The following is a 16,662-nucleotide window of genomic DNA, read 5'->3' as shown; positions in this document are numbered from 1 at the left end:
CTCCCACCCACGTGGATCCCCTCACGGTGTGGTGCGGCTTCCTCGGATTCCTAGCGGGGACCCGGTGCCTCACCGCGTCGGATCGGGTCCGGGAAGTCGTCGACAGGGCCGTCCATCTCCCCTCGGTAGAAGTCCTGGAACGCCGGAAGGTTGTGCAGCGGCGGCCGGCCGGCGGCCACGCTCGCGTACCACGCCGCGGCCACCATCAACTGGGCAGCCTCGTACCACTCCTCATCGGCGCTCTTCTTGACCCGAGACGCAGCGGCCATGGCACGAGCAGCCTTCCGGGCTGCGAGTGCTGACGCCGTATCGGGGCCGGTCAGCTCACTCGCGGTCTGGTATGTGAAGGGGCGACGGCCCCTGGACCGGACGATGTCGGAGCACATCAGGGGTTCTCGGTCGAACACGCCGAGCGCGGCACGTGCCAGCGCTTCCCCGTCCGAGACGGTTCCCGCCTGGCACAGCGCGAGGAACGCAGCGTGAAGGACCTCCGCCTCCGGTTCGAAGTCGACCTCCGGGAAGCCCGCTCGGCGCATCACCGCCTCCGCCGCCCCCCTGCACGCCTCGCCTACCCGCTTGACCTTGTGTGGGTCGGTCTCGTAGTAGAGGCTCTCGACCTCGCCGAAGGCGTCGTACCAGGCGGTGCTCTCCGCGCAGACGAACGTGACGCCGGTCAGGACGGCGGCGGCATCCCCGAGTCCGGCCGTGCGCAGCGCCTCGGCCAGGACCAGTTCGTCGCGGTCGAGTTCGAACAGCTTCAGGGCGTCGGTGTACCTGATGTCGGCAGTGGCCTGGATCTGACGCGCAACGCCGGCGAATCGGTTCTGGAACTTGGGCATCGTGGTCTCGGCTTCCGGCGGTTCCGCCCACGCTCGACCGCCCTGTCGCTCGATACACGATGGACTTCGGGAGGCGCGGGCCCGCTGGGACCTTGACCCGTTTTCGCCTGCTGCGTGGGAGCTGGCGTGGGCGGCAGTACGCGTCTAGCCACCCGGAGGCTACCAGCCGTCGTCCGGCGGATGGGCCGTGATGCTTCATGACGGGCTGGCATGGCCTGTCCGGCAGGCTCAGAGTCCTCCGGGCGACTGCGGCGCTTTTGCGAGGTGGAGACGGGCGAGGTCGTCCTGGAGCCAGAGGTAGGCGTAGTCGATGGCTGGGGTGTCTCCGTAGAGCTCGGGGTGGGAGATGGGCGCATCGGTAGTGCGGGGCCTTGCCCAGCCCGTAGCCGTGGTCGGTTCCTCGGGGACGGGTAGCAAGTCATCGGGGTTGATGCCGGAGTTGCCTCCTGCGTACAGGCGAAGATCAACGGGGTCCGCGCCGGGGGCGCGGGTGGCCAGGCGCAGGACGAGCGCCGGCGTCTCGTCGGCGCCGTGCGTGTAGAGGGAGCCGGCGATCCGTATTGGCCTGGCGGTGAGTCCAAGGGTGTCGTGCAGGGTGGGAAACCACGTGGTCACGAGGGCGGTGTAGATCTCGAACGCGGCCGTGAGTACCTGTTGGGCGAGTCGGTGGAGTTGCTGGGGTGAGTAGTCGCCCCAGATCCACATCCCTTCGTCGGCATCGGGTTCTGCGTAGGGGCGGTGGAGCATGCCGTCGCTGCTCATCCCCGTGCCCTGTTCCAGGGTGTGCTGAAGGTGGCGGAGTTCGGCGGGGTTGGTGCGGAGCCGGTTGTTGTAGCCGATCCTCACGGCGTTGGGGTGCTTGCCCAGGGCGGAACGGATTGCCGTGAGAACGTCGTCGGCGGGCAGCGGGGCGTGGTCGTGGTTGTGGCGGTCGAGCAGTGTCTTGGCGGTCAGCCAGAGGCGCTCGGCGGTGTGCGGTCGGCTGTCGGGAAGGGCGAACTCCTGAAAGGAGCAGAGGCCGGTGAGCCGGTCGGCGATGACGTCGAGGGCCCAGTGCCAGGGCCAGGCTCCGTGGTCGGCCGCCACCGGCCCGTGCCAGCCCTGCAGGGGCCGGTGCCGGCGGTCTGCTTCGATCCAGCGGTGCTCGGCGGGAATGCGCAGCGCGGGGGTGTCGTCGCCGTCACGGCGCAGCAGGTGCGCGCTGAGTCGGCCGCCGTCCAGGCGGGCGTCGATGGTCAGTGGGCCTTGGTAGGGCCCGTACAGCAGGCGGGAGGCGGGTGCCAGGCGCGCCGTCCAGGTGTCCAATGCCTGCTGCATGCGGCGGGTCACCTCGGTGTCGGGCAGGAAGGGTGCCGTCGTGCCGGCGTCGTCCGTGAGGTCGGAGTGCCCGGGGACGGCGTGGTGGACGATCCAGGCGGCGGCGCCGGGCTGTCTCGCGGCGAGTCGCTCAACGAGATCGGTGCCCTGGTCCCAGTCGCCCGCGGCGATGGCGAGGGCGAGCCCGCCCCGCCACAGGGCCGTGAGGTGGGGGTCGGTCAGGACGGTGTCCGGGAGCAGGCCGGCCAGGACTGCTTGTCCGGCGAAGTACTGCTCCAGGACGGGGAGGGCGAACTGCAGCGTACGTCCGCGCAGGACGACCAGGCGCGTGGCGAGTACGGTGTCGGTGTCGCCGGTGTCGCCCAACTGGGCTGCGGCTGCCCGGCCGCCGCCTGCGACGGTCGCTGCGGCGAGGCGGGTCAGCAGCCGCCGGGCGTGTGACTCAGGCCTGCCGGACAGACGGATGCCGCGCTCGGCGAGCGCCTCCAGGAACGCCAGTGGCCGGCCTGGAAGGCGGCGGTCCTCGCGCTGCAGGGCCGCCCCGATGACCGTGAACAGGGGGCGCCGCAGGGCTTGTCGTACCTCGGCGGAGACGCCGTCGAGTGCTCCCGGATGTCCTCCCAGCCGCTCGACCAGGGCGTCCACGGCCTCCGGTGACAGCGGCTCGCAGATGCGCTGCTCCTTGTCGGTGAGGCGGAGGCCGGGACGGGCGGAGGCGATGATGCTCCAGGTCGGGTGCATGGCGGTCAGCGCCCGGGCCTGGGCCAGCAGGTCCTCGGAGCGTTCCGGGCCTGGCTCGTCCAGCCCGTCCAGTACGGCCCGGACCGGCCGGGCGGCCGGGGTGCCAACAAGGGCCGCGGCTTCTCTGACGGCGCGTCCGAGGTCGGCGCGTACGTCCCTCGCGGACAGGAATACCGGGATCGGGGCTGCGGGATCCTTTCGGGCGGCGGCGATGTCGGCGGCGTGCAGGCGCTCCACGGCCAGCGACTTGCCCGAGCCGAAGTCCCCTTCGATCACGGTGAGGCCGGTCGGCGGGATGTCGTTCCACCGCTGGTGGGGATCGCCCAGGGAGGGGTCCTGGGCGCACTTGACCGCGGTCGCGGGTTCGGTTCCGGCGGCGATCCAGCGGGCCACCATGCGTTCCATGCCTGCTGCGGCAAGCTGCTCCAGGGCCTCGGGGGTCTGCCCGGTGGAGGCGGCTGGTCGGCAGAAGGCGTCGGCTGATGCAGGGCCGAAGAACTTCGTCACGGTGCGCGGGTGGTCGTAGAGCATGTCCGAGAGCTCTTGGCGCCCCCACAGGTCGATCGACAGGTCGGCGTGCTTCTTCCTCAATTCCGAGAGCACACGGAGCAGTTCCGTGTCGCTGGTGTCGTCGGACGTGGCGATGACCAGTTCGCGGGCATCGTAGGGTCGGCTGCCCGAGGCGTACTTCTCCACCGCCCGCTGAAGAACGCCGGCGGTGAACCTCGCGTAGTTCTTCGCCTGGTAGACGCGGGTCGGGGCATCGGGATGGAAGCCGACGATGTCGATGCCCTCTTGCGACTGGCCCGGGCGGCCGTGGCGTCGGGCCTCACGGCCTTCGACCTTGCGCACGATCTCGGTGACCAGTTTTTCGAAGTTGTCCCACCCGAGCTCGTGGATGTTGAGCTGTAGCGGGGCGGTGGTCACCAGCGGCGGAGCGATCCTGTCGGGCGGCGTTGAAAGGGAGTGCGCGTCGTCGATGGCCTCCCATTGCGCCACGGGGCTCTTGCCGCCGACCGCTTCCCCCATCGGTCACCTCTCGCACGCCGGTCCCGGTCGGATGGTTCCGTCCCATTGTGCCGGGCGGCACCGACAACACCTGCAAGTTGATTGCTTACTTCTTTTTCAGGGGGTAGAATGGTTCCTGTTGGGGCGGAGACGCAGACCGTCTCCCCGATCCCGCCGCCGCATCGACGCGAAACGCCCTACGCGCGGTCCGCGTTCGCCCGGCCCTGAAGGAAGAACCCGCGATGTCCGATCTCTCGGCCGTCTGGACAGCCCATCGGGCCGCCGATGATCTGAGCAACAGCCTCGCCTCCTACTACGAGGAGGGAACCTCCAACGGCCAGACCCAACTGACCGTCGCTCAGCGACAGCTCCTGGCCGTCCAGCACGACAAGCTGCGCCAACTGCTCGCAGCGCTGGGGGTAACCGCAGGCCCCTGACGACCGGCGTCCCTGCCTCCATCGTCAGCCCGTGACCCGCGAGATCCACCGACCACGAAGGATTCACCCGCATGATCACCAACATCCACGATGCCCGGCTCGCCCCTCTCACCGACCTCGACGAGGCCGAGGAGGCTGTACGGCCCGTCGCGCGCTCCATGGTCAGATTGATCGGCGCCACGGTCCGTCTCCAGTGCGCCCCGACGCCGCGCATCTGGTGCTGCACCGCTCGGCGGACGACGAGGAGGTGTACCTCATGGCAGTCCGCGACGCGGAGGGCACTGACCTGATCACCTTCTCCCCCTACGCCGACTACGAGCCGTTCCCCAAGCCAGTACCCCAGGAGTTGGCCGAACTCTGGGGCGACCTGGACCCGCAGCTCCCGGGCAGCGTGGAGAGCCTCGCACAGCGCATCGACGCCGCCCTCGGCATCGACTACCTTGCGACGCCCGCGATGCACCCGGGCGAGGAGAACCTGAATCGCACGCCGCTGGGCATCCCCCTCCTGGACGCCGAGGTGCCGAGCTGGCCGATCACGTGGCCCCGCTTCGTCGACACGACACAGCGGCTTCGCAACCAGGGCCGTGCACTTGCCCGCCTGATCGCCGACACCCTCAGTGCCCAGTACTGTGGCAGCGCCGCGTACCTGGTGCTCAACGAGAACGACACCCGCGACTTCATGGGGATCATCAGCATCCACGACGGCGACGGCAAGATCCTGTTCGAGTTCGGCGACGACGATGCGCTCCTTCCCGCCCTTCCGGATGACTCCCCGCTGATGGATGCCTGGGGGCAGGTGGATCCGGCGGACCCGCGAACGCTGTCGCGGGCTATCCAGGGCCTGTACCAGACGGGACACACCTTCGACTGGACGCCGGACGGTCTCCCCAACGAGGACGCGCCGTCCGAGGAACAGTGTCTGCTCCTGTCAGCCGCCGCGCGCCCCGACTGGTGGGGGCTGATCGACGAGGAATCGCCGACGCTGGTTCGCCCCTACAGCGCGCCGCGTCCGCGTTCGTGATGCCCGTTCCTCCGCGCCCTGGTGCCCGGCCGGCGGGGCGCGGCTCAGAGAAGGTCCTGCTGATGACCACCACTCCCGCGCCCGAAGGCGGGCTGCGCGTGGCCCTGCCCGGGCTGAACGGTGCCCGGCACACGGTCACGCTCGGTCTCCTGGACCGGGCCGCTGAGCTCGCGTTCTCGTACGGTCAGTGCCACGCCTTCGCCCGTGCACTGTCCGAGGAGACCGGCTGGCCGATGGCCGTCTTCATCGACCCGGCGTGTTGCGAGGACGCGGACGCCTGCGACGACGTGATGTTCGGTGAGGTCTGCTCGTGCCAGCTTGAACACCTCGTGGTGGTACGGCCCGACGGCTTCCGCGTCGACATCACCGGCGCGTTCGAGCCCGGCAAGGTCAAGGGCTGCGAGGGCAAGGCCGACGTCCCCGTGACGGAGGCCATGTGGCACTACCTCGCCCACTCCCCTTACTGGAGCCCGCCCGCCCTCGCCGCCGCCCGGACGTTCGTCGCGCCGTTGCTCGCCGCCTTGCGCGCCACTGAGCCGGTCTCCGAACCCGCCGCCACCGCCTGACGGAACGTGGCCCTACGACAAGGAGTCGCCCATGAAGATCCGTCTCACGGAGACACAGCGCAATTGCCTTCGGTTCGGCTACACGATCGGCCATGGCGCGGTCGCCGTGGCACGCGCGGACACGTTGGCCAAGTTCGTCCGCCTTCGCCTGATCGTTGCGGACGAGGACGGCAGGGGAGGCCGTCTCACCGCGCAGGGGACGAGCGTTGCGCTCATCCTCGTTGACGACCCGGACCGGACGACCTTCGACATCATGTCCCCTGCCGAGTTCGACCAGTGGGAGGCAGAGCAGCAGTGCGCCGACGCGGACCTCACGGTCAAGGCTTCGCACTCTCTGAGCTTCCTTGGGGGAAGACCGGCCAAGCGGCACACGGGAGGGGAACGCCATCCCAGCGGCAAGAACCTTCCCGACGACAGCGATCTCACCAAGGCCTCAACCGATGACCTGATCGTCAGCCTCTGCACCGCGTTGGACGGCATGACCCGCACAAGCAACGTGACGTCTCTCGCCGTGCTCGGCAGCTACGCCGGAAGGCTCTGGTGGGAGATGGTCGGTCGCGGCGTCGAGTTCGCCTGATCCAATACCCGCAGCCCATCCGGGCTTCGGACCCTGCCACCGTCCTCCATTCCATCGCCGCGCGCATCCAACTGCCGGCGGATCCATTCACCGCATGACCGCCCGACTGGACAGGACCCATCACGTGCCCCAGCCCATTCCGCCTCTCGCCTCCTACGACGGCCCCGGCTACGGCGACACCGACCGTTCGGCCGCCCTCGTCCTGCGCACCCCCCTCCTGCCGCTGCTGTACGAGATGCCGCCGGCCGACCGCGCGCCATGGCTCGCCGCTCTCGTCGAAGGGCTGCGACAGGGTGTGACGCAAGGTGTCGAGGTCGACCGCACCTCCGAGGCCTACGCGATCGGGCAGCGCATGGCGCTGCTGCTGACCGAGGAGGGACACGCATGAAACTGCGCGGGCGGTTCGAGACGTACGTGACCCAGAAGTGCACTGACGGCTCGTGGTCACGCTGACGCACCACTTCGACGCCTGCCCCGCCCCTGCCGCCCTGACCCGGGTTGTCCGAGCCGAAAGGACCGCAACATCTCATGTCGACGCTACTGCTCGGGCATTGGGACGACCGAGGCCGCCTTGTGGTCACGTCCTCCCACCAGGTCTCGGACGGAGACCAAGCAGCCATCGATGCCCTCGTCGGCGACCAGACCAAATCGACGGCCTGGGCCTGCGACTTCGACGTGGACAGCCACCGCGACGCCGTCCAGCGCGCTTATGAGGAGTACGCCCGCGATGACGATGCCGATCTCGTCGACGAGGTCCAGGGCTTCGAGCCGGTCACCGACTGATGCCTATTCCGTCGCTCGCTAGATTGCCTACTTCTTTTTATCAATGTATCGTGATGATCGGGTCGAGTTCACCTCGCCCGCACACGGAAGCATCACCAACCCCAAGGAGAGAATTCCGATGAAGGTGGCCGTCGCGTTCGACCTCGGCATCCCGGCCGATGAAGTCGAGTACACCGCCGCATTCGAGTGGGACATCGGAGGGCTGCCGCTCCCTCCGCGTCACGCACGGATCGCGCTCGGGGAACTGACCACGGTGGTGGACGACGTGCAGTACATGTGCCCGCCCGCCGACTACATCAACTCCCGTGATCACCACGTTCCGGCCGTGTCCGTGGAGCTGTGGCTGCGGCTCACCGGCCGGACCAAGAAGGGCCGTTATACGCCGTACGAGATCCATCGGATCCTCGCGTCCCTCCCGTGTCTCAGCAGTCTGCACGTCACTGGCGTGGACCCTTCTACGACGGAAGGGACGGGGCGGTGAAGCGCGAAGCCACGGCACCCCGGGTCCGTCCGTGGCTCTTCGAAGACGTCAACGCCTCCGAGGGCCTTGACTCGGACGACTCCGAAACTCTGCACCTGGACGGCTACCTCGCATGACCCGCCACGACCGATACCTCCAGAGACTTGCCGAGCAGGTGGCCGCGCGCGGTTACGCCGTGCCGCACATCTTCCCGGTCCCCGACAGCGGGCAGCCGCCGTACGCCTACACCGTCGGCCTGCATGTCACCCACGGCTACGAGCTCGCGTTCAGCGGGCTGCCCGGAATTGCGAGCGACGTGCTTGGCCTCCTCGCGGAGGCACTGGCGGAGCGCGGCACAACTCCCGCCGAAGGACTAGCCGTTGACGGCCTGCTCCACGACGGCTACAGCATCCGGCTCCGCCCCGTCAGCGACAGCGCGCGCTTCCCCGTGATCGGCGCACTCTTCCCGGACCTTCCCGCCCTCCCCGCGATCTGGCAAGCCCTCTGGCCCGACCCCGGGCACCGCTTCCCCGGGGACGCCGATTGCCGGACCACCGCTGCGGCTCAGGCTCTGCTCTAGCGCCACGCCGTAGGGCGTCGGCCTGCGCTCCCCCCGAATCTCCCACCGCCTCCCGGTCCACCGCAGACGCGTTCCGCCGCACAGGAGTCGTGGCCCGGCGTCCCGCGAATTGCCGATCCCTTCATCAACGCCTCCCTGCTCCCGATGCCGGGCTGGGACTGAGCGCGTCAAGGACCAGAAGCCCGGCTCCGATGGAGGAGGAACGCCATATGTCAGGCGTAACCCCGTACTACACCGACGATCCGCTGATGGACGACATCCGGTCTCAGCACCGGATGCTGAGCGAGCCGGCCGACGATGACGCACGCCAGCTCTACGCAGGATCGTGCTCGGGCTGCGAGTGGACGACCCGCACGCCCCTCGACGCCCGCATGCTCCAGGAGGCGTTCGACGAACACATGACGACCTTGCAGGAGGAGACGCACCGGCTGGCCGCCTCCCCAGACGACATCCCGGATGATCTTGAGGATCTGCGCGGCTACATGGTGGATGGCTACGACGCCGACGATGTAAACCGGGTGTTCGACCGCCTTGCGGAGGCGACCGGCCTGTCACTGGTGTGCGTGTGGGAGTACTTCGACAGCGCTGGAGTCGGGGGGAACTCCCAGTTCTACGTCTCACTGGAGGATGACCGCCTCCACGAAGTCGCGGACGACCTCTGGGAGTGGCTGAACGGCGATCCGGACTGCGATTCCACTCCTGCCACTCCAGGGGCATCCAGTAGCTGGATCGGATCGAAGGCGGACTTCACGGCAGCCTTCGAGTACGACGACGGACGCCACAACTGCGCCATCCGTGACGTTGAAGAGTGAAGGCCGCCGACCGGCAGACACACGGTCGGTCAGCGTGGGCACCCATCAATCGATGGTTTCTTACTTATTTTTTCAGATGTATTGTTTCCCTCGGGTGCGGCGTCACGCTCGCCCACGGATGTCGCATCATCGGAGGTACGGCTCATGCCCAGTTCACCCATCGGCTTCGAAGCGCTCCGCCCGGGTATGTGGGTCCGCTGCGCCACAGCCCTTATCCCGAGCGGAACACGGGACGAGTACGGGCTGACCGCCAGCTCACCGGACCACCAGGGCCTGGTGCTGTGGAAGCTGAACCGCCTGGGAGGCGTCAACGGCCCGCGGAGCCTGACTTCCGGCAGCGCCGACGTGTTCTACCCCGCGGAGCGCGGCCAGGGTCTGACGGCCGAGCAGGCGGACCTCATCGAGCGGTACGCCACGAGGGCCGTGTACGACCCGGTGAGCGGCTCGTGGAAGCTGCCGGAGCCGGAGGACATCACCGCTCCCCCGGCCGGAACGGCGCAGTCGAGGAATCGCATGCCGTCCCCGCAGACCGTCTACGACATCAAGCGGGAGCTGATCTCCTCCCGTCTGGTCAAGCGGGCCGAGGAACTGCGGGTCGATCCGACCGATCTCGACGAACACGTCATCGCGGCACTGCACGCGGTCAGCTCCCAGCAGCACAACAGCGGCGTCCACCCGGATCTGACCGCCCATGGCGCCTTCGACGCCGTGCACGACGACGGGGACGAGCGGGCCACCGCGGTCAACAACAAGGGCCTGGAGGCGCAGCTCTGGCTGCTCGCGCAGTGCTACGGCGAGCAGGCGGTCCATGATCTACTGGCGCAGCAGGCCGGAGCGGCTGCCTCGGACGTGTAGGAGATCAGGCGGGGATGGAGCGTCGGGGGCGGGCACTGTGGGTGCCTGCCCCCGGCGTTCGGCGTTCCGTCGCCGGATCGGAACCGCCCCCGGCCGCGTGCCGCCGGCGTTGGGCGGCGCGGGCGGTTACCGGGGGGCGAGCATGATGGTCAGGGTGACCGCGTTGTGGCTGTGGAGCTGGTCGGCGCCGTTGTGCTGTGCGATCGAGCGGGCGTCGGTGGTGAGCTGTGTGTAGATGTGGGGTGTGGGGTCCTCGTCGAGGGCGAGGGCGAGCGGGCGGGCGATCTCCCGGGCGATCCATCCGAGGAAGACCCCTTGGTGTTGGACCTGGATGGCGTTCGGGTCGGCCTCGTTGCCGGGGTCGCGGACGAGGTCGAGGGGGGTGCCGGCCGGCAGCTGCGCGAGGTGGGTGTCGTTGCCGCTGTGGCGGACGCCGCGCAGAGGGCAGGTGAAGGTCCCGGTGCCGCTGAGGATCGCGGCCTGGGTGGCGCGGGGGCTGCGGCGTTCGGTGCTGCGGATGAGGAGACGGGCGGTGTCGGGGTCGGTGAGGGTGGTGATCTCGTCGGTGGTGAGCTGGCTGAGCCAGTCGAGGAACTGGCGGAAGGTCGGCTCCGGGTAGGGGCAGTTGGTGGCGAGGGTGGTCGCGGTGGCGCGGTCGTGGATGCCGATGCTGGAGGCGTAGCAGGCGGCGGGGCTGCTGACCCCGTATTTGATCATGGCAGGGAGGGCGGCCAGGTGGCCCTCGGCGGGGACGCCGCGCCGGAGTTCGAGGATCTGGAGCAGCGCGGAGACGACCCAGGCGAGGTCCTGGACGATGATCTTGTCGATCGCGCTGGTCGTCGCGGTGATGTCGGGGGTGAGCAGGTTGCCGTGGTGCCTCTGGTGGAGGTCGGCTGCCGGGTGGCCGGCGATCCAGTCGGCGGCCAGGGGGAGGAGTGCGGGGGCGGCGACCTTCTTCTGGCGGATGCCGCGCTGGACTTCGTGCACGTTGGCGGCGAGGGTCAGGATGAGACGTTGCAGGTGGGGCCAGTGCTCGGGGGTGAGCAGTTCGGGGCGTACGTCGAGGACGGTCTGGATCTGTTCGGCGGCGGCGAGTGCGTCGGTGCCGCCCTGGACGCTGAGGCCGGAGCGGACGATCGCGGCGCGTGCGGGCCGGTCGGGCAGGCGCTGGGCGATGGCTGCGACGCGGCGGGCGGAGAAGCGGGCCAGCGGGGCCAGGGACCAGTCCTGGGCTCCGAGTTGGTGTGCGGCGAGGGTGTCGCCGAGGAGGGCCTGGGCGGCCTGCTCGAGGAGGTGCTGGTCGGGGGTGTCGACGACCTCCTCGGCGAGCAGGGCCAGGAGCTGGATGTCCAGTCCCTCGGCCCACTCGGCCAGTTTCCCGCCGGCGGGGTCGGCCAGGTCCAGCGCCGTGAGGTCCTCGCCGGCGCCGGGCCGGTGGCCGAGACGGGCGATGACCAGTTCGTAGTAGAGCCAGCCGATCGTGGAGACGACCGGTTCGATCCTGTCCCGGTCCAGGTAGTGACGGCGTAGTTCCTGGGCGGCGCTGGAGTCCTTGGCGATCAGTACGACGTGGCCCTCGGTCTCCTGGCCGGCGCGGCCGGCCCGTCCGGCGGTGTTCCAGAAGTCGCGGACGCTGACCCGCTCGCCCTGGCCGCGCCAGGTGTCCGGGACGAGGACGGTCTTGGTGGGCAGGTTCATGCCCTGGGACAGGGTGCTGGTCGCGCACAGGACCCGGAGCGCGCCGTTGCGGTAGGCGCGCTCGAGGCAGTTGCGGACGGCCTGGGGGACCTCGGCGTGGTGGTAGGCGTAGCCGCCGAGGACCATGAGGGCCAGCTCGTGGTTGTTGCCGATGTGCCGGCCGATCTCGGCGGAGGCTTCCAGGCGGCGCCGTGCGACCTCGGCGCTGAAGGATCCGTCCGCGGTGCCGAGTTTCGGAGCGCCCTGTTTCTTCAGTGCCTCGCCCAGCGCCTTGGCTGCGGCGCGGGCCTTGACCTTGGTGGGCTGGGCGATGAGGACGGGGCCGAGCCGGTCGAAGTGCAGGGCCAGGGCCGCGGCGACGTCCTTGGGCGCGCTGGGGAAGAGGTTGACGCGCTTCTTGTGCCGGGTCAGGACGCGGGGGAGAAAGAAGTCGCCGTTGCCGCCGTTGCCGTAGTCGATGGCGCCCTGTTGTCCGTCGGCCTCGCGGCCGCGCCAGGAAAAGACCCCCATTCTCAGCCGGGAGGGCGACCAGTTGATCTTGGCCAGGTTGGTGGCGTCGGCGTCGGGGTCGAGCCAGCGGGCGAGGTCCTCGCCGTTGGGCAGGACCGCAGAGAGCAGGAGGAGGCGGGCGGCCGGGGCGGTGCGGCGGATACGGGTCAGCAGCATCTCCAGGCGCAGTCCGCGCTCGGAGCGGTCGATGGCGTGGCCCTCATCGACGAGGACCAGGGCGAGGCGCGAGGAGAGTTCGGGCATGTTGCGCAGCAGCAGGTCGAGTTTTTCGCTGGTGACGACGAGGACGTCGGTGAAGTCCAGGAGTTGCATCTCGTAGCGGACGTGCTCGGCGCCGCCGAAGAGGGAGGAGACCCTCAGGCCGAGCAGTTCGAGGCTCTCGGCCAGGTGTCTCTCGACCTGGGCGGCGAGGGCTCGGGTGGGGACGACGTAGACGGCGAGCCGGGAGACGAGCCACCAGCGGTTCTCGTCGCCGGGCCGGGGGGCGAGGGCGTGCAGGATGGCCCACTCGGCGATGTGGGTCTTGCCCGCCGAGGTGGGCATGGTCACCGCCATGTTCCGTGCTGCGGCGTCGACCAGGCCGGCGTCCAGGGCGGCGCGTTGGGAGGGCCATACCTGGATGACGGGCCGCTCGGCGACGATCAGGGCCTTGAGGTAGTGCTCCCACAGGCGGCCCCAGGTGGCCGCGCGGCGCAGCAGCAGCCAGGGCGAGGTGGCGACGATGTCCTCGGCGACGTGGGCGAGGGAGTCGATCAGGGTCCAGGTGTCGGCCACCGAGGCGTCCAGCAGGATGGAGGCGGCCTTGCGCAGGTCGGCGACGGCCGTGTGGCCGGCGGCCCGGTTGCCGGTGCGCCACAGGGCGGCGAGGTTGCGTGCGGCGCGTCCGGCGAGGCCGTAGGCGGCGAGCACGGCGGCGTCCGCCACATCGGCACGTCCCTCGGCGGTTTCCCCCAGGAGCCGCTGTCCCAGGCCGCGAAGGTCGTCGGCGGTCTGCTGGCCCAGGCGCGAGACCTCGTCGAGGTCACGGCGCAGGACGGCGCCGGTCAGTTCGGCGATCCGGTACGGAGAGGCCGTGGTCGGTGTCTCGAAGACCTCGTTCTCGCCGAGGGCGAACAGGGACCGTGCCTCGCGGGTGAAGGCGACGGCGAGGGTGGCGGCGTTGGCCTGGTAGCCGGCCAGGCTCCACATCGTCGCGGCGATCGCCAGCAGTTCCACGCGCTGGGGGTGCGCGGCCTCGTACCGGTCGGCGAGGTCGGCGTACGCCTCGGCGATCTCGGTCAGCGGGCCGGGATCTGTGCGGCGTTCGCGCGGGGTGCGGGTGAGCTGGCCCAGCCGGGCGAGGGTCAGGCCGTTGCGCATGCCGTCGAGGTCGTAGGTGTAGGCGACGGGGGCGCCTTCGAGGCTGATCTGGTCGCCCAGGACGTGCGAGCGCAGCTGGGCGCGCAGACCCGGGGCGGCGTCGCCGTCGGTGAGCACTTCCTCGCCGAGCCGGTGGAGGGTGCCGTTGTAGTCCTTCACGCCGCGGTGTCCTCGCTGGTCTCGGTACGACGGGGGCCGGCGCCGGTCTCGGCGGCTTCGAAGACTCGGGCGACGAACGCCTGCAGGCCGCTGATCTTGACGACCGTCAGTTCGGTGGGCTGGGTCACCACGCCCGCGAGGATGTCGACGACGTCGTCCTTCCATGCCTGGGCATCGTGCACGAAGACCATGTGCCGCTCCACCACCCGTTCCTTGGGGCGGCGCAGCAGGCCGGCGAGATGGCGTACCAGGAACTGGTGGTCGCGCTCAGCGCAGCGGACCATCGCGAAGTGAATGCTCTCGTCCAAGCGGACGAGGACCTTCTCCAGGCTGTCGTACGCCTCCTTCCCCAGGTCCCGTTTGCGTGTGGCGCGGGTCTTGACCTCGGGCACGGCGATCACCGGAGGCGTCTGGCGGAAGCGGAAGGCGAGTACGTCCGTGCCCTGTACGGCCTGGTTCGGGGTCTGCTTATAGCGGAGCTTGAGAATCGGCACGCACCAGCGGCGCACCCTCCGGTAGAGGGCGGCGGTGACGATCTCTCCGAAGTCGCCGTGCCGCACCGCGACCCGGGTGGGGAACTTGTTGGCGCGCAGGTAGTCGGCGACCTCCGGGGACCCCAGGTCGTCGAAGACGAGCGCGAGCTCGCTGGGGCTGAGGTAGTTGCGGGCCACATCGTGGCCGAGCTGGTCCATCAGTTCCTCGTCACCGAGTTCTCCGGACTCGACGAGGGCTTCGTAGTGCAGCTCGCCCTCCGGCTGCTCCACCGGCTCCTGCTCCAGCCACTTGCCGAACATGCGCACCCCCGAACTCGCTGGTCCTCCCCCGTCCTCATTGTCACGTATGCCACCCGAAGACGAGACCCGCTCGCGTACAGCCGCGCTCCCCGGTACGGCGGATCCGGAGGGGTGGCGGGGCGTTTACGTACGCTGCAGGGCTGAGCACGTGCTGCGCGCCGATCCGGGTGCGGGCCGACAGCGTGCGGGAGATGGGGGAAGGGCGATGGGCACGATCCTGGCCGACCGGTACCGGCTGCTCGAGCTCCTCGGGACCGGCGGCATGGGAGACGTCTGGCGGGCACTCGACGAACGCCTCGGCCGGCTGGTGGCCGTCAAGGTGAGCACACCGGCGAACGGATCCGGCGACCATCTGGCACTGCGGCTCCACCGGGAGGCGCGCGCCGCCGCGCGGCTGAACCATCCGCACATCGTCACCGTGCACGACCACGGCGAGGCCGTGGTGGACGGGCGGCCGGTGGCCTTTCTCGTGATGGAGCTGGTCGACGGGCAGCCGCTGCACCACGCCGTCGCCGACGGCGTCCCGCCACTCGACGACGTGCTGGACTGGGCCGAGCAGATCTGCCGGGGCCTGCAGGCCGCCCACACCGCGGGCGTGATCCACCGCGACATCAAGCCCGGCAACATCCTGCTCACCTCCCCGCACGGCCAGATCAAGATCTGCGACTTCGGTATCGCCCGGGCCGCGGAGCACACCCGCACGCTGACCGCGACGGGGACGGCAATCGGCACCCCGACGTACATGTCGCCCGAGCAGATCCGCGGGGCGAAGGACCTCGACGCCCGCAGCGACCTGTACTCCCTGGGGTGCCTGCTGTACGAGCTCCTCGCGGGCGTGCCACCGTTCACCGGTACGGGCTGGGCGCTGCTGGCCCAGCACCTTGACCGGCAACCGGAGCCGGTCGTCATTCACCGTGGTGACGTTCCTGCCGAGCTGGAGTGCCTGATCGGCGAGTTGCTGAGCAAGCGGCCGGAGGACCGCCCGGGGACGGCGGTGGCGGTCGCCGAGCGGTTGCGTGCGGTGCGTACCCGTCTCCAGGAGCCGGCGTCTGCCGGGGCTGCCGCGGCGCGCACGATCACCGCCCCTGCGCCGGCTCGGCGCAGAGTCCCGGTGGCGCCGGCGATCCCCGTCACCGCAGTCCTGCCCACCAAGCACCACACCCGGCCGGCGTCTCCGGCACGGCCGGCTCCAGGGTCGGTCGTGTGCTCGGCGGGCGCAGTCACGGGCCTGATCGTCGCCGCCCAACTCGCGCTGTTCACCGGCCTTCCCGGCATCGCGCAGGTGGCTCTGGCGGCCGGCCTCGGCGGACTGGTCGCCGTGGGCTACGCGCTGGAGGCGCCCATGGCGCCCGCATCGTCACACCGGCCGGGTCAGCGGGAGGTGGATCTGAGTGCGGTCGGCCTGTTCGCCGCTCTGCTGGTGGCGGCCGGGACGCTCGTCGGGCTCCTTGTGTGGTCCCCGGCGCCCTGGTGGGCAGCGCTGGTGGGCGGAACCGTGGCGGGGCCGGTGCTCGTCGGCTGCTCGATCGCGGTGCGCTCCCTGGTGGAACAGGTGGTTCCGCGGGACTGGTTGCGGTCCGATCTCGCCTCGACCTCCGGCCTGATCAACGGCTGTATCGCCTTCATCCTGCTGTCCAGGGAAGGTCACGTGCCGGCGGTCGGCGCCGTGGCCGGCGGCATGGGCGTGTGGCCCGTGGTCGCTCTGGCCGTGGCCGTTGTGCTGCCGCGTCGCCGGCGTCGCTGACCGCCGTGGGCCTTCAGTCGTCCGGGGCGCTTCCCACCCATGCGATGAGGCGGCCGTCGGCGGTGCGTCCCCAATGCGGCTCCACCGTCATCTCGTGGTCTGCGTCCATGAGGCAGATCCGCCCCCACCGAGCGTGCTTGCCCGGGCAGATCCGGCTGAACAGCTCCACCTCACAGTCGGTGACTGCCCGGTCGTATCGCTCCTGAAAAGGCTGGAGGCGGGTACTGAGCTCCTGGCCGAGCCGGAACTCCTCCTGCTCGATCTCTCCCGCCAGACGCCGGACTTCCGGGTCGGACATCACCGCTGAGAGGGCAGTCTCCACCCACCACGAGGTACGCCAGACTTTGTGCCGTCGCAGGGCGTCCTGCACGCGTTGATCAGCAGAGTCCTTCGTCATGATCG

16 protein-coding genes are annotated in these 16,662 nt (G+C 69.8%); 11 read left to right on the top strand and 5 right to left on the bottom strand.

Translation table 11 applies throughout. The features are described 5' to 3' along the window. Nucleotides 1-50 precede the first annotated feature (50 nt). Nucleotides 51-839: a hypothetical protein gene (locus AQJ46_RS42365; protein WP_059210679.1), complete on the bottom strand. Its 789-nt coding sequence runs from the start codon at nt 837-839 to the stop codon at nt 51-53. Between the two features lie 228 nt (nt 840-1,067). Beyond that, a complete protein-coding gene (locus tag AQJ46_RS42360) occupies nt 1,068-3,926 on the bottom strand; it encodes an NACHT domain-containing protein (RefSeq protein ID WP_059210678.1) in 2,859 nt (952 codons plus the stop codon). 221 nt (nt 3,927-4,147) lie between these two features. On the opposite strand from AQJ46_RS42360, the gene AQJ46_RS42355 reads away from it, so the two are divergent. From AQJ46_RS42355 to AQJ46_RS42310, 10 genes are all read left to right on the top strand, one after another. After that, nucleotides 4,148-4,342, top strand: coding sequence for a hypothetical protein (locus AQJ46_RS42355; protein ID WP_059210677.1), 195 nt, complete (start codon nt 4,148-4,150; stop codon nt 4,340-4,342). 193 nt (nt 4,343-4,535) lie between these two features. Next, nucleotides 4,536-5,363, top strand: a complete 828-nt coding sequence (locus tag AQJ46_RS42350) for a hypothetical protein (RefSeq protein WP_059210676.1) — start codon at nt 4,536-4,538, stop codon at nt 5,361-5,363. Between the two features lie 62 nt (nt 5,364-5,425). Continuing rightward, nucleotides 5,426-5,929, top strand: a complete 504-nt coding sequence (locus AQJ46_RS42345; RefSeq protein ID WP_059210675.1) for a hypothetical protein — start codon at nt 5,426-5,428, stop codon at nt 5,927-5,929. A gap of 31 nt (nt 5,930-5,960) precedes the next feature. Further along, on the top strand, nt 5,961-6,506 hold the full coding sequence (locus AQJ46_RS42340) for a hypothetical protein (RefSeq protein WP_059210674.1): 546 nt from the start codon (nt 5,961-5,963) through the stop codon (nt 6,504-6,506). 94 nt (nt 6,507-6,600) lie between these two features. Next, nucleotides 6,601-6,894: a hypothetical protein gene (locus AQJ46_RS42335; protein ID WP_059210673.1), complete on the top strand. Its 294-nt coding sequence runs from the start codon at nt 6,601-6,603 to the stop codon at nt 6,892-6,894. A gap of 140 nt (nt 6,895-7,034) precedes the next feature. After that, nucleotides 7,035-7,289 (top strand): hypothetical protein, encoded by a 255-nt coding sequence (locus tag AQJ46_RS42330; protein WP_059210672.1) that lies wholly within the window; start codon nt 7,035-7,037, stop codon nt 7,287-7,289. Nucleotides 7,290-7,407: 118 nt separating this feature from the next. After that, nucleotides 7,408-7,770, top strand: a complete 363-nt coding sequence (locus AQJ46_RS42325) for a hypothetical protein (protein WP_059210671.1) — start codon at nt 7,408-7,410, stop codon at nt 7,768-7,770. Nucleotides 7,771-7,882: 112 nt separating this feature from the next. Continuing rightward, nucleotides 7,883-8,329, top strand: coding sequence for a DUF4262 domain-containing protein (locus AQJ46_RS42320; RefSeq protein ID WP_059210670.1), 447 nt, complete (start codon nt 7,883-7,885; stop codon nt 8,327-8,329). 191 nt (nt 8,330-8,520) lie between these two features. Continuing rightward, a complete protein-coding gene (locus AQJ46_RS42315; protein WP_059210669.1) occupies nt 8,521-9,141 on the top strand; it encodes a hypothetical protein in 621 nt (206 codons plus the stop codon). Between the two features lie 144 nt (nt 9,142-9,285). Next, the gene (locus AQJ46_RS42310; protein ID WP_059210668.1) at nt 9,286-9,996 is read left to right on the top strand and encodes a hypothetical protein; all 711 of its coding nucleotides are present in this window, start codon (nt 9,286-9,288) and stop codon (nt 9,994-9,996) included. A gap of 126 nt (nt 9,997-10,122) precedes the next feature. Here the strand turns inward: AQJ46_RS42310 and AQJ46_RS42305 are convergent, their stop codons facing one another. Both AQJ46_RS42305 and AQJ46_RS42300 read right to left on the bottom strand, forming a co-directional pair. Next, the gene (locus tag AQJ46_RS42305) at nt 10,123-13,722 is read right to left on the bottom strand and encodes a DEAD/DEAH box helicase (protein WP_059210667.1); all 3,600 of its coding nucleotides are present in this window, start codon (nt 13,720-13,722) and stop codon (nt 10,123-10,125) included. Next, a complete protein-coding gene (locus AQJ46_RS42300; RefSeq protein WP_059210666.1) occupies nt 13,719-14,516 on the bottom strand; it encodes a Hachiman antiphage defense system protein HamA in 798 nt (265 codons plus the stop codon). Before AQJ46_RS42300 ends, AQJ46_RS42305 begins: the two co-directional genes overlap by 4 nt. A 205-nt stretch (nt 14,517-14,721) precedes the next feature. On the opposite strand from AQJ46_RS42300, the gene AQJ46_RS42295 reads away from it, so the two are divergent. Further along, entirely contained in the window at nt 14,722-16,260 is a 1,539-nt protein-coding gene (locus AQJ46_RS42295) for a serine/threonine-protein kinase (RefSeq protein ID WP_059210665.1), read from the top strand. Nucleotides 16,261-16,273: 13 nt separating this feature from the next. On the opposite strand, the gene AQJ46_RS42290 is transcribed toward AQJ46_RS42295, so the two are convergent. Continuing rightward, on the bottom strand, nt 16,274-16,657 hold the full coding sequence (locus AQJ46_RS42290; RefSeq protein WP_059210664.1) for a hypothetical protein: 384 nt from the start codon (nt 16,655-16,657) through the stop codon (nt 16,274-16,276). Nucleotides 16,658-16,662: the final 5 nt, after the last annotated feature.

It is taken from the genome of Streptomyces canus (assembly GCF_001514145.1).
Classification (GTDB): Bacteria; Actinomycetota; Actinomycetes; order Streptomycetales; family Streptomycetaceae; genus Streptomyces; species Streptomyces canus.
Note: the sequence above shows the minus strand (reverse complement) of the source record. Positions and strands in the feature narration are given on the sequence as shown.

Coding starts and splice junctions, on each gene's coding strand:
- AQJ46_RS42365 (WP_059210679.1), bottom strand. CDS start 839: ATGCCCAAGTTCCAGAACCGATTCGCCGGCGTTGCGCGTCAGATCCAG.
- AQJ46_RS42360 (WP_059210678.1), bottom strand. CDS start 3,926: ATGGGGGAAGCGGTCGGCGGCAAGAGCCCCGTGGCGCAATGGGAGGCC.
- AQJ46_RS42355 (WP_059210677.1), top strand. CDS start 4,148: ATGTCCGATCTCTCGGCCGTCTGGACAGCCCATCGGGCCGCCGATGAT.
- AQJ46_RS42345 (WP_059210675.1), top strand. CDS start 5,426: ATGACCACCACTCCCGCGCCCGAAGGCGGGCTGCGCGTGGCCCTGCCC.
- AQJ46_RS42340 (WP_059210674.1), top strand. CDS start 5,961: ATGAAGATCCGTCTCACGGAGACACAGCGCAATTGCCTTCGGTTCGGC.
- AQJ46_RS42335 (WP_059210673.1), top strand. CDS start 6,601: ATGACCGCCCGACTGGACAGGACCCATCACGTGCCCCAGCCCATTCCG.
- AQJ46_RS42330 (WP_059210672.1), top strand. CDS start 7,035: ATGTCGACGCTACTGCTCGGGCATTGGGACGACCGAGGCCGCCTTGTG.
- AQJ46_RS42325 (WP_059210671.1), top strand. CDS start 7,408: ATGAAGGTGGCCGTCGCGTTCGACCTCGGCATCCCGGCCGATGAAGTC.
- AQJ46_RS42320 (WP_059210670.1), top strand. CDS start 7,883: ATGACCCGCCACGACCGATACCTCCAGAGACTTGCCGAGCAGGTGGCC.
- AQJ46_RS42315 (WP_059210669.1), top strand. CDS start 8,521: ATGGAGGAGGAACGCCATATGTCAGGCGTAACCCCGTACTACACCGAC.
- AQJ46_RS42310 (WP_059210668.1), top strand. CDS start 9,286: ATGCCCAGTTCACCCATCGGCTTCGAAGCGCTCCGCCCGGGTATGTGG.
- AQJ46_RS42300 (WP_059210666.1), bottom strand. CDS start 14,516: ATGTTCGGCAAGTGGCTGGAGCAGGAGCCGGTGGAGCAGCCGGAGGGC.
- AQJ46_RS42295 (WP_059210665.1), top strand. CDS start 14,722: ATGGGCACGATCCTGGCCGACCGGTACCGGCTGCTCGAGCTCCTCGGG.
- AQJ46_RS42290 (WP_059210664.1), bottom strand. CDS start 16,657: ATGACGAAGGACTCTGCTGATCAACGCGTGCAGGACGCCCTGCGACGG.